The sequence below is a fragment of the Rosistilla carotiformis genome (genome assembly GCF_007753095.1).
Classification (GTDB): domain Bacteria; phylum Planctomycetota; class Planctomycetia; order Pirellulales; family Pirellulaceae; genus Rosistilla; species Rosistilla carotiformis.
Genome location: NZ_CP036348.1, coordinates 3,373,565 through 3,386,170, shown reverse-complemented (window position 1 = coordinate 3,386,170; position 12,606 = coordinate 3,373,565). Strand labels below are relative to the sequence as shown.

Here is a 12,606-nt window from a genome sequence, read left to right as displayed (position 1 = left end):
CTCAAACCACCGGCTACCTTCTAGAATTCCCAAGGGATCCAACTTGAGAGATTGCGTTTTTACTTCGTTGTCGGCCGCAGCTCTGTCGCCGTCGCTTCCACTTTTTCCATCACTCGAAGCAGATTCTCTCCCAGGATCCCCTGGATCTGTTCCTCGGTGTAATCGCGATCGAGCAGTCCCTGCGTGATGGCAGGGTAGGTGCTGACGTCTTCCAAACCAACGGGTACCGCACTGATCCCATCAAAATCAGACCCAATCCCAACATGTTGCCAACCGGCGACCTTGACGAGGTGGTCGATGTGATCCAACACATCATCGATATCACCCGGCGGCATGGGGTTCTTGCTTTTCCATACCTTATACAATGCCGAAACTTCGGCCGGACTGTGATCTTTCGCCAACTCACGACGGTAATCCAAACCCGCGTGATAGACTTTAACCGCTTCGGGAACAACAAAGGCTGAGAAGTAGTTGACCATCACGACGCCATCCTTTTCAGGGATTCGTTTCAACACATCGTCCGGAACGTTGCGTGGAGAATCGGCGACGGCGCGAGCCGATGAATGAGAAAAGATCACGGGTGCTTGGCTTGTATCGAGTACTGCATGCATCGTTCCTGGCGAGACATGCGAGATATCGACCATCATTCCTAACTGATTCATCCGCCGAACGACCTCATTGCCGAATGGACTTAAACCATTTGCCTTCGGCTTGTCGGTCGAAGAGTCAGCCCAATCGAGGCTGTCCGAATGGGTCAGCGTCATGTAACGGGCTCCGAGTTCAAACAGATGATTCAAATTACTGATCGAATTCTCGATACAATGCCCTCCTTCGACACCAATCAACGACGCGATCTTCCCTTCCCCATGGATCCGGCGGATATCCGCGACCGTTGTCGCCGAAGCAAAATGGTCGGGATACGTTGCCACCATCTTTTTGACCAATTCGATTTGTTCGACCGTCGTTAAAAATGCCACCCCGTCATACCCGAGTCGGACCGGCACCCAAACCGACCAAAACTGGGCTCCCACCCCGCCTGCTTTCAGACGCGGGATATCGGTGTGCAATTGCGGCTGCGACTTTGCGATGTCGAGAATCTGAAACGCGGAATCGCTGTCGGTCCGTATCTTCCAAGGAAGATCGTTGTGACCGTCGATCACGATACTCTTGGCATGGATTTCCCTTGCCTTTTCTGTGATCTGCATCCCCGGCGACTCCCTAGGCTCATCCGCGTTGGCCGCGGCGACAATCACCGTCCCTATTACGGGAACCACCATTCCCAAAATGACGCGGTAGATGGATTTCACGACATGCCTCCGAGGGTCATAAACTAATTGAGTCGAACAGAACATCACTTTTTCAAGCCGAAACTTTCACACCAACGCAACAGCGATTACGAATCAACAATACTATCGACCGGGGCAAAGCACCGAACCTTTTCGGTCGGCTCAACAGGGATCGACCGAGGCACTTTCTGGTGTTGCCGACCGCAAACATTTCGACGCAAACCAAACCAATCCTTTCGAGGCCAGGCGCTGGCATCAGTCATCCGCACTATCCGCGGCGAGCCGTTTCCACATCCAGCGGTACAAGTTGCGTGCATCGGCATAGCGTGCATCGCTGCTAGACGAACCGAGCACGACCATGATAAGGCGTCTCTCGTTCCGTTGAGCCGCCGAAACCAAACACGCTCCCGCGGCGCGGGTGGTTCCTGTCTTCACCCCCAAATAACCTTCCTGCTTCAGCAAGCGATTGGTGTTGTTCCAGGTGACGTTCCGATCGTTCCCATCGGGCGTCTGTACGGTCGTCGAATGTCGTCGCGTCGCCACGGTTTCACGGAACTTCTCGTACTTCATCGCCTCGCGGGTCAGTTTGACCATGTCGGCGGCCGTTGTGAGATGTCCCTCTTCGGTGAGCCCATGGGGATTGCCATAGCGCGTCCGCTCCATCCCAAGTTGCTGAGCCGTCTCGCACATGGTTCGGATAAATGCGTCGTAGCCAGTCTCCTTTCCCTGAGCCAACCTGGGGCCAAAGTGTTCGGCAATCGCAACCGATGCATCATTGCCCGAGGGGAGCAGCAGCCCGTAGATCAACTCTTCGACCGGCAAACGCTCTCCCGTTTTTAGCCAGCAGGACGAACCAGGCGTCTCATCAGCTCTCTCGGAAAACGTAATCATTTCTTCCCAGACCTCGGGCGACTTCTCGGCGAGCTTCAAAACAACCAAGGCGGTCATGATCTTCGTAATGCTGGCGGGATTGCGTTCGTCGTCCTGATTGTCGCCCGCCAAGATTTCGCCGGTATCGGCATCGGCGATGATCCACGCTTTGCAAGTGACGAACGGTGGCCCTTCGAGTGGATCGGGGGATTGTTTCGGAGCGTCAGCAACCGGATCGCTCGCAACGACCGCCACGACGCAGAGGAACAGGGACGCTGTCGTTCCGACCAAGGCTCGCGAGGCAAAATAGGGAGGTAGCATGTGTCTTCCAAAATTCCTATCGATTGATCGAAGCAAATCGGTCACACCGAACGCGTTGCAAGGTTGACACATCATTGCCGCTGAGGCAGTGCAGGCTGCGGCAACTTGAAACCACCCAACTTCAATAGATGGCCGGCAGAGCCTCCGTACGGCTTACGTTTCAACCTCGTGTCCCATCGTACACGACGGCGCCGCACTGCATTTCCCTCCAAGCCACCGCACCAAATTAGTTTGGTCAACCGATATGCGAAAATGCCTTATTGCGCAAAACAACTGACACATTGCGCAACATAATTGGCAGCGGCGAGAAATCGCTTAGGCTTAGGGACGGTGACCGAACCAATGCAAGCGTGCACGTTCCTCCTTCCGCTCCGCAGTCAGCGAATTCCAGTGACGGGATCTCCGTAACCTATGTCTCGCCATCGATCGCTGTTTTCGTTCGAACGTACGACCGCAGGGAACGCGACGTGGGCAATTCGATCGTTCCTTTCGCTCCGGCAGCACGATGCTCTCTGGGGACCTCGCCTCGCGATGGCGTTGGCCGGTTGCGGATGCCCCCCCACTGGAGTGGCGGTGAGCATAGTGCGATGTTGCGACACCAAGCCATGGTCGCTGAAGGTGCGTTGGGAACCAGCCCCATCAAATTACGCGCGAGCGTATTGTTACTTCTCGACGCAGCGAACAAAATCATCCACGTATCCACTTCCGTTTTGCTCAAAGGTCTACTAAGCGATGCTTCCCGAGTCGAATTCGAAAAACGCACCGCCCCTATCTGCCCCACAGGATTTTTCAGCGGTTGGCACAGGGGAAAAGCCGATCGTGGTTGTGGGTGGTGGTGTCGTTGGTGCTGCCTGCGCTTACTATCTCGCAAACGCGGGAAGCCGAGTGATCGTTATCGATCAAGGCGTCTTTGGCAGCGCCTGTTCGCACGGCAATTGCGGCTACGTTTCCCCGAGTCATATCCTTCCGCTTTGCAGACCTGGCGCGGTGGGTGCGTCGCTGAAGACGCTCTTCGCACGAAACTCCCCATTTAAGATCCGCGCCCGGATCGATCCAAAGATGTGGTGGTGGTTCTATAAGTTCGCCACGCGGTGCAATCACGCCAACATGATCGAAGCGGGGCATGCGCGGCACGCGCTGCTTCGTTCATCGCGGAAGTTATACCAGTCGATGATCGACGACGGTCAGCTCGGTGACTGCGAATGGGAATCGATCGGCTTGATGTTCGTCAACAGCGACCGCAAGCATTTTGAGTCCTTTGAGGCGACGAACCAATTGATGATCGACGAGTTTGGTGAAAGCTTTGAACGGCTCGAACAGGACGAACTCCTGCGACGTGAACCGGCGCTGAAAGAGTTTGCATGTGGTGCGTGGATGTATGAAGGGGACGCCCATCTACGCCCCCATCTGCTGATGAAATCATGGCGACGATTGCTAGAGGAGAAGCGGGTGGAAATCCGCGACAATTGCGAATTCTTCGACCTCGAATCGACCGGCTCCAAGACGAATGCCATCCAAACCAGCCAAGGTCGCATCGAAGCCGAGCAGGTGGTCTTCGCCACTGGAGCATGGTCGCGGATGATCCAACAAAAGCTGAAAGCACGCATTCCCGTGGAGCCAGGCAAAGGTTATTCGATCACGATGCAACGCCCCGAGGTCTGTCCCAAATATCCGATGCTGTTCGAAGACCATCGCGTGGGAATCACTCCCACCGCGACCGCGCTGCGAATCGGTTCGACGATGGAATTCGCAGGATATGATGCATCGCTGCGAAAGGAACGGCTGCAACTGCTGACCGATTCGGCGAAGCTCTACCTGCGCGATCCCATCTCCAATCCCGTCGTCGAACAATGGACCGGCTGGCGTCCGATGAGCTGCGACGAACTTCCCATGGTCGGCCGTGTTCCGCGACATGGCAACGTCTGGTTGGCCGCCGGTCACGGCATGCTGGGGCTTTCGATGGCGACCGCGACCGGCAAATTGATCTCCGAAATGGTGACGGATCAAACGCCTCATATCGATCCCCATCCGTACCGTCTCAACCGTTTTTAAACCGGCCGAAAGCGGGAGTTGGTCTGCCGCTTAGCGAGCAAGTACGAGACGATTGCCGTGGCATGCACCTCAATGGTCGCCAGCCGTTTCACGTTGCCTACGCGATCAGCTGCGGAGGATCGCGGGAATGACATGCCCGTGCACGTCGGTCAGCCGCCGCTGGATGCCGTTGTGATAGAACGACAGCTTGGTGTGATCGATGCCGAGCAGATGCAGTGCTGTCGCGTGAAGATCGTAGCAGTAAGTCGGCTTTTCGACCGCCTTGAAACCGAGTTCATCGGTCGCGCCATAACCGACTCCGCCTTTTATCCCGCCTCCCGCTAACCACGCCGTGAATGCACCGGCATTGTGATCCCGTCCTGCGGCGGAGGCTCCTTGAGCGGCCGGTTGCCGGCCAAATTCCGTCGTGCAGATCACAAGCGTTTCATCCAACAAACCGCTTCGTTTCAGATCGGCAAGCAACGCCGAGGCTCCCGTGTCGAGAACACGCCCCCAATGCCCGTGGTCCCGTACGACATCCTCGTGCGAATCCCAGTTGGGACGAATCTTTTTGGCCGTCGTGTTCTCCGCGCCACAATACAGTTGAACGAATCGCACGCCGCGTTCCACCAATCGGCGAGCCAGCAGACACTGGCGCCCGAAGTCACCGGTCGTCTCATCGTTCATTCCGTACATTTCCTGCGTCGCCGCGGATTCACCCGACAGATCGGATAACTCAGGGGCACTCAATTGAAGCCGCGCCGCCAGTTCATAGGCGGACATGCGTGCCTCGAGATCGGTGTCCCCCTGACGCTGGGCAAGATGTTCGCGGTTGAGCGTCTGTAGAAAATCGAGCCCCGCCTGATCCGAAGCTCGATCGACTTCGGCAAAATCCTTTGGCGGAAACAGATCGTTGATCGGTTGCTGTCCGGCACGCGAATCCAACGTCGTCGCTTGATGGACCGCCGGCAGAAAGCCAGCGCCCCAGTTGATGATCCCGCCAGGCGGCAAGCCCTTCGGATCGGGCAGCACAACAAACGCGGGCAGGTCTTCGCTTTCGCTTCCCAGCCCGTACGTCACCCACGATCCCATGCTGGGAAATCCGGGCAGCGTGAATCCGGTGTTCATCATAAAACAAGCGGGCCCGTGCAACGCGGTCTTGCTTTGCATCGAATAGATGAACGCCAGATCGTCAACCTGTTTCGCGAGCTTGGGAAACAAATCGGAGACCCACAGCCCCGATTCGCCATGCTGCTTGAAATCCCAAAAACTCGATTGGCAATTGCCTGGCTTCGAAGCAAAAAACTGCAGCTTGCCATCGGGATCAAACGGCTTCCCCGAACGCTTTTCCAACTCGGGCTTGTAGTCAAACGTATCGACCTGACTCATCCCGCCGGGACAAAAGATCTGGATCACGGCTTTCGCGCGGGCCGGATGATCAAGCCGCTTCGTTCCCGAAGCGACCGCGTCCTGCTGGTGGAACATCGACTGCAACGCAAGCCAGCCGAGTCCGCCGCCAGCGGTTTGCAATACCTGACGTCGATTGAATGTTTGCACGATGTTTCTCGAATCCTGTTAGTCCAAATTGACAAATTCGTTCGCGTTCAACAACGCACGACACAAATGCAGCAAGCCAAACTGTTGAACCAATTCACGCGCTCCCTGCAGCTCTTTCGTCGACGGCGAACGGACGAGCACCAACTGAAAGGCAAGTTCGATTTGGTTGTCGACCTGGTCCGAGTCGGCCGCGATCCGATCGGCCAGGTAGCGCGACTGTCGCAACATAAAATCGTTGTTGAACATCGCCAGAGATTGAAGCGCCGTCGTTGTGACATTGCGTTTGGGAGTGAAGTTGGCCGGATCGGGACAGTCCAACGCGGTCATGAACGACGAAGGGGTCGTCCGCACGGTGAAGCGATAGACGCTGCGACGCCACAATTCGGGAGCGTCCGCCGTCTTGTAGGTATAGATCGGCGCATACGCTTCCTGGTAATCGAAGTCACGAAAACCGGGACCGTACATCTCAGCGTTCAACTTGCCGCTGATCGCCAAGACCGAATCGCGAACCGCTTCGGCTTCCAACCGCCGTCCATTCATTCGCCACAACAGTTTGTTGTCAGCATCGATCATCGAAGGATCCTTCTCGCCTGGTTCGATTGCCCCCGCGCGTTGACGGCTCACCTGTTGATAGGTTTGCGAAGTCACGATCAGTCGATGGATCGCCTTGAGCGACCACTTCTGTCGAACCAATTCGCTGGCCAACCAGTCCAGTAGATCCGGATGCGTCGGCAACGAACCACCAAATCCAAAATCGCTGGGCGTATCGACGATCCCCGATCCGAAGTGCCAGTGCCACAACCGATTCACGATCACCCGCGCCGTCAGTGGGTTTTGGGGATCGACGATCCAGTCGGCGATGGCCAACCGTCGTTCCTTATCACTTGTTGCGGCATCGCCAAACTCCCGCGGTACCTTCGACCAACTCAAACCGCCCGGCGAAACCGCTTCTCCCGGCGATTCGGGATCGCCGCGTGAGAGGACATGCACGGCCGGCGGATTTTGCGAGGCGACGCCAAAGAAGACCGGCGGAGCAACAAGCGACTTCAGTTCCGATTCCAACTCACTAACTTGAGCACGAAGCCGATCGATTTGTTCTCGCTTTTGATCCGCAATCTCCGTTGCCGCAACCGACCGAATGCGTGGATCGCCAAAACTCACCTGATCGTGCCCATATCCATTCCCGCCGTCGGTTGAGATCAACGTCAGGAAACGCGTGCTCGATGGGATCGGCCGCGAAACGTGAACGACGTCGTTGCGACCGATTCGCTTGCGGAGAATCAATTCGCCGTCGAACAGGATGTGGAACTCAGCACTCGGTTCGACCGTTCGCCCGCCGTAACCGACGGTGGTTGAAAACTCAAAGCCATCAATCTTCGTCGCTTCTGTCTTGCCCTGTATCAACGCGTCGCGAATCGCATCTAAATCAAACGTGATCCCAGCGTTCGCATGCAGCCCGATCATCGAATGCCCGTCGGCGTTGTAGTCGGTGCTTCCCAACGTGCTTGAAAACTGGCTGGTCACCGGGCCATGGCGAATCGCATCCCACGCATTGCCGCTGTTAGTCGGTAGCTCCGACACAAACACGCCTGTCGAACTGATTTGCGTTTTCAACGACGCCGGAATGAAGACGCCGTCGACAAACGGGTTGTCGCTGGCGGCGAAGTGGCCCGACCGCACGTCGCTCAAACTGCTGGCCGACGCCTCTTGTACTAAGCCTTTCCGGGGATCGATCCCTCGCCCCTTTTTACCGCTTCCATATCCATTGCCACCGCCAACGATATCGGCCAGATCAACGCCCTGCCCCTGCAGTTGTGTGATCTCGGTTTGCAGGTCCGCGATCGACTTCTCCAGGCGTGCCTTGTTCGATTCATAGTCCGATTGGGCGGCATGACTGACAACGCGATCCTTTCGCGAGAGTCCCGCGAAAACAGCGGTCAGTTGGTAATACTCCCGTTGCGTGATCGGATCGAGTTTGTGATCGTGACAACGCGCGCAATTCACCGTCATCGCCATCGTCGATGTCATCACCTGAGTGACCATGTCGTCCAGATCGAGTGCTCGAGCAGCCCGCCGCAAAATGGGACTCTTCGCTTCGACTTGGCCTACATAATCCCAAGGTCCCGCTGCGAGGAAGCCCGTCGCGATCACCGAATCGGGAGCGTCCGGAGCGATCAAATCTCCCGCGATTTGTTCCCGCAGAAACCGATCGTAAGGCTTGTCGTCATTGAACGCACGGATGACGTAGTCGCGGTATCTCCACGCATTGTCACGCAGTTTGTCCCGCTCGAACCCATGCGTGTCGGCGTAGTGCGCAATGTCCAACCAATGCCTTGCCCAGCGTTCGCCAAAGTGATCCGACTCCAACAACTGGTCGACAAGCTTTTCATACACTTTCGGATCGGGATGGGCCACAAACGCCGCAACCGCTTCGGGTGTGGGAGGCAATCCGATCAGATCGTAATAGAGGCGACGAATTAGGGTCCGACGATCGGCTTGTGGCGACGGCGAAAGCTGCTCTTGCTTCAGCCGCCGTTGAATGAATCGATCGATGGGATGCGAAGAACCGCCCGGCTGCGGATCGGGAAGCGACACGTCGGCAACCGGCTGAAGCGACCACCACGAACCGTCCGCTTTCGGCTTCGGCTGGACTTCAAAACCTTCGGGCCACTTCGCCCCCTCGGCGATCCACTGACGAATCGTCGACACCTGGTCTTCGCTTAGCGGACTACCCTCCTCCGGCATCGAAGGCGACTCGCCCGCTTCGGCAGTGACCGTGTCGATCAGATGGCTGTTCTGCGGCTCGCCCGGAACGACGAACTCCAAACTCAAGAGATCTTTGCCAAACGCAAGCGACAGCTCGCCACTCTTCCGCGTTTCGTTGTGACAGTGAACGCAATGCTGCTGAAGAATCGGCGCGATCTGAGTAACGAAATCGACTGGAGCCGCAACGCTCGCCCTACAGCACAACATTCCCAGAGTCATCAGAACGATGACGAAACATTGCGTGCGGCGTTGAAAGGGCTTAGGGAGGTACATTCTCATGATGCCGTGCAGGAACGATTGGCGAGGGAAAATCGATCGACTAGCAAACGACCGGACGCCGCTCACTTGCCGACATCCAGCGTAAAGTCGACTTCATTTTGTGCATCCGCAACCACGCTGGCCGTCAACTGGCTTTTTGTATTGTAGCTTGCCGGGATGTACTGCTCCGACATTGGATTCCCATCGGGTCCCAAAGCTTTGGAAGGACGACTGGCAAGAATGCTGACTCGTTTTTCTCCACTGGCAACCTGGACGGTGTACCGCCCGTTCTGAATTTGATCTCCATAGACTCCTCCTTTCCCGTCGACGGGCTCAAATGTGATCGATCCGTTTTCAAGCGGTTGGCCATCGACAACCACTTCGCCGGATACTTCGTAGAGCGCGGGGCCGGATCCAGAGTTGGAACAGCCGACAAAAACGGAGACCGCTAATAACCATAGCGCGTGGCGTGGCAAGCACATCATGTGTGGATCCTTTCTACGATTCGAACGCGAGTCTGCTCGCGGATCAGGAGGCTATTGAGAGGGGAGGCTTGAGGGTGAGTTCAAGCAGGATGCGTGGAAGTTTGCGACGTGAACGGCCACGCCGAAGGGCTCGAAGAAGATGCGACTCTGGATGGGAGTGCGCCCTTTTCGAACGTTGGTGACCGTGCCGGGGCCGATCGCGATCGGGTGGCAAATCAGCGCCCCGGCGACTGCGACCCGTTCGTGGCAGAACGGAAAGCGATCGCAACGGAGCGGTGATGGAAAATGCGTGACGTGGGAAGGGTTTGCGAATCGCTTGATGCACAGAAATCAAGCGACTCGAACGACGCTAGTACGTCCCAATCACCTCGCCGTCCCCCTTGGTACCAAGATATTGAAACAGGCTGGTATCGATGGTTTCTGCTACAAAGCGAACCGATCCGTCGGCAAGCATCACCTGGACACCCCCGGGATGATGGCTGCGAGGCGTAACGATCCCGCCGTTGTTGGAACAACTGGCCAGCGGTGCATGCCGCGTGCTTCGGCCGCCCCAGCTCATGATATCGCCAGCTGTCGAATTTGGGGGACGTGCGGTGAGAACCAAGCTTCCCATGTGGACATGATTCCAATACAGGCCCCGCATATCTCGAGATCCACAACCTGCCGGCGGGGTCCCTTCGAGATCGTCCACAAGAATGATTTCGCTTCCCAGCACCGTATTGGACGTTCCGTCGATGACGTCCCGCATTCGAATCCAGGATTGGGTGTAGAACATTCCCGTCGGACGTTTCCCCGTGGAATCGGTGACGGTGTTTTCATTGCCCCAGGCATAACCGCCACCGCAGAGCAGGTAGTTGCCTGCGATGCCGTCGGTCGTTACTTTTCCCGCGCCGGGATCCGAAGGGCAGTTGAACGATGGAATCACCTCTTTTCGGAGGCTGAAGAAGAGGTTGCGGACCCCCGCCTGCTGTTCCGCCATCCAAGCATCGTAAATCGCAGACTGTTCGACGAACGGCAAGATTGGACCAAACCATCCACCTCGTGCCGACGCGCCTAACGCGGGATCACCAGGCCAATACGAAATCGTGTTCATCAGCCCGGCAGGAAATGCGCGGTGGGTGTCATGATAGTTATGCAATGCAAGGGCCAACTGTTTCGATTGGTTGGAACATTGCATCCGACGTGCCGCTTCGCGGGCGGCTTGTACCGCCGGAAGAAGCAAGCCAACCAGAATTCCGATGATCGCAATCACGACCAACAGTTCGACGAGGGTGAACCCCCTGTTCCGGGTACGATCTTCACGCTGTTTCATTCGTACTTGCCTTTACAAATGTCGGAAAAAAAACGCCCCGATCATATATCGGACCATCAGATGTACGACATGCTACATTCGAGGGGATGCGGGTGTCAAGAACCGAATCGCCGCCATTATCGCGCCACTAAGGTGCATTCGGCAGCAAACCCAGGCCGCCAGCGGAACGTTACCCGAGAAATTAAACGATTTCCCCTACGGCCCAAGCATAGCCAATAGGGGCAACCAAAACTGTTCCCTACGACGGTTGCAGTCGCCCCGCTGCTATTCCTGCTTCTCCTTGCGAGAAGTTGCTCACCCGAGGATGTCGTCGATCACATGCGCTTCCTCGACGCCGGTGAGCCGTTGCTCGAGCCCTTGAAACTTGAAGGTCAAGCGTTGGTGGTCGAAGCCCAATTGATGCAGGATCGTGGCGTGCAGATCGCGGACGTGGATCGGGTCGATGACCGAATTGAACCCCAGATCGTCGGTCCCGCCGTACGTGATCCCCGGTTTCATTCCGCCCCCGGCCATCCACATCGTGAACGCATTGGGATGATGATCGCGGCCGTCGTTGCCGCCACCTTGCACCATCGGCGTGCGGCCGAACTCGCCGCCCCAGATAACCAACGTTTCGTCGAGCATCCCCCGTTGCTTGAGATCTTGAATCAACGCGGCACAGCCCTGGTCGGTCGCCAGACAATTCTTCTGGATGTCTTTGGTCAGGTTGCCGTGTTGGTCCCACGCTTCATGGAACAGCTGCACAAACCGTGTTCCCCCTTCGACCAGCCGCCGCGCCAACAGACAGTTCTTTGCAAACGACGATTCGCCCGGCTTCACACCGTACAGGTCCAACGTCTCCTGCGTCTCGGTCGAGATGTCCATCAACTCGGGCGCACTCGATTGCATCCGATACGCCATCTCAAACGAATTGATCCGGGTGGCGATCTCGGGATCGCCGGTCACAGCCAGCCGCTGGCGATTCAGTTCCGAAATCGCGTCCAACGAATCGCGTTGCACGCGGGAGTCGATGCCGGCGGGATTCGACAGGTAGAGCACCGGATCGCCGACGCTGCGCAGCTGGACGCCTTGATAGACCGTCGGCAGATAGCCGCTGCCCCAATTGCTGGATCCTCCGCTGGGGCCTTTCGTTCCGGAGCTGAAGACGACAAAACCGGGCAGGTCCCGCGATTCACTGCCGAGCCCATACAGCGACCAGGCACCGAGGCTCGGTTTGCCGAACAGCTGCGATCCGGTGTTCATCATGATCTGTGCCGGAGCGTGGTTGAACGCGTCGGTCTTCATCGATTTGATGATCGTCAGGTCGTCGGCAACCGCGGCGGTGTAAGGCAACAGCTCCGAGATCTCTGCACCCGATTGGCCATGCTTGGCGAACTTGAATTTCGGCCCCAGCAGTTTGGAGTTCGGATTGATGAAGGCCGCCCGATAACCTTCCAACAACTCCGCCGGCGGCAACTGCCCATCGAACTTCGCCAGCTCGGGCTTGTTATCGAACAGCTCGAACTGGCTCGGCGCCCCCGCCATAAACAGGAAGATGACGTTTTTCACTTTGCCAGGAAAATGAGGCGTCTTCACGGCCATCGGATCATCCGCCGCAGCCGCCGCCGATTCGTTGATCAGACTCGCCAAGGCGATCGAACCGAGCCCGACGCCACAATCCTGCATGAACCAGCGTCGCGAGATGGGGTTTGTAGTCATCGATTGGGATTCACAAAAAGGG

8 protein-coding genes are annotated in these 12,606 nt (G+C 56.9%); 1 reads left to right on the top strand and 7 read right to left on the bottom strand.

Going from position 1 to position 12,606, the window contains the following annotated elements; translation table 11 throughout:
- Positions 1-59 precede the first annotated feature (59 nt).
- Together Poly24_RS12280 and Poly24_RS12275 are read right to left on the bottom strand one after the other, a co-directional pair.
- Positions 60-1,307, bottom strand: a complete 1,248-nt coding sequence (locus Poly24_RS12280; protein WP_197452526.1) for a dipeptidase — start codon at positions 1,305-1,307, stop codon at positions 60-62.
- 234 nt (positions 1,308-1,541) lie between these two features.
- Complete coding sequence (locus Poly24_RS12275; RefSeq protein WP_197452525.1) at positions 1,542-2,477, bottom strand: D-alanyl-D-alanine carboxypeptidase family protein; 936 nt, start codon at positions 2,475-2,477, stop codon at positions 1,542-1,544.
- A gap of 819 nt (positions 2,478-3,296) precedes the next feature.
- Here Poly24_RS12275 and Poly24_RS12270 point away from each other — a divergent pair.
- A complete protein-coding gene (locus tag Poly24_RS12270; protein ID WP_231753635.1) occupies positions 3,297-4,529 on the top strand; it encodes an NAD(P)/FAD-dependent oxidoreductase in 1,233 nt (410 codons plus the stop codon).
- Between the two features lie 105 nt (positions 4,530-4,634).
- Here Poly24_RS12270 and Poly24_RS12265 read toward each other — a convergent pair whose 3' ends face one another.
- The 5 genes from Poly24_RS12265 to Poly24_RS12245 form a co-directional block, all read right to left on the bottom strand.
- Entirely contained in the window at positions 4,635-6,065 is a 1,431-nt protein-coding gene (locus Poly24_RS12265) for a DUF1501 domain-containing protein (RefSeq protein WP_231753602.1), read from the bottom strand.
- A gap of 18 nt (positions 6,066-6,083) precedes the next feature.
- A complete protein-coding gene (locus Poly24_RS12260) occupies positions 6,084-9,110 on the bottom strand; it encodes a DUF1553 domain-containing protein (RefSeq protein ID WP_145095335.1) in 3,027 nt (1,008 codons plus the stop codon).
- A 62-nt stretch (positions 9,111-9,172) separates the two neighbouring features.
- Positions 9,173-9,574, bottom strand: coding sequence for a hypothetical protein (locus tag Poly24_RS12255; protein WP_145095332.1), 402 nt, complete (start codon positions 9,572-9,574; stop codon positions 9,173-9,175).
- 349 nt (positions 9,575-9,923) lie between these two features.
- Positions 9,924-10,886 (bottom strand): DUF1559 domain-containing protein, encoded by a 963-nt coding sequence (locus Poly24_RS12250; protein WP_145095329.1) that lies wholly within the window; start codon positions 10,884-10,886, stop codon positions 9,924-9,926.
- A 294-nt stretch (positions 10,887-11,180) separates the two neighbouring features.
- Entirely contained in the window at positions 11,181-12,584 is a 1,404-nt protein-coding gene (locus Poly24_RS12245; RefSeq protein WP_145095326.1) for a DUF1501 domain-containing protein, read from the bottom strand.
- Between the last annotated feature and the right edge of the window lie 22 nt (positions 12,585-12,606).

Coding starts and splice junctions, on each gene's coding strand:
- Poly24_RS12245 (WP_145095326.1), bottom strand. CDS start 12,584: ATGACTACAAACCCCATCTCGCGACGCTGGTTCATGCAGGATTGTGGC.
- Poly24_RS12250 (WP_145095329.1), bottom strand. CDS start 10,886: ATGAAACAGCGTGAAGATCGTACCCGGAACAGGGGGTTCACCCTCGTC.
- Poly24_RS12260 (WP_145095335.1), bottom strand. CDS start 9,110: ATGAGAATGTACCTCCCTAAGCCCTTTCAACGCCGCACGCAATGTTTC.
- Poly24_RS12255 (WP_145095332.1), bottom strand. CDS start 9,574: ATGATGTGCTTGCCACGCCACGCGCTATGGTTATTAGCGGTCTCCGTT.
- Poly24_RS12275 (WP_197452525.1), bottom strand. CDS start 2,477: ATGCTACCTCCCTATTTTGCCTCGCGAGCCTTGGTCGGAACGACAGCG.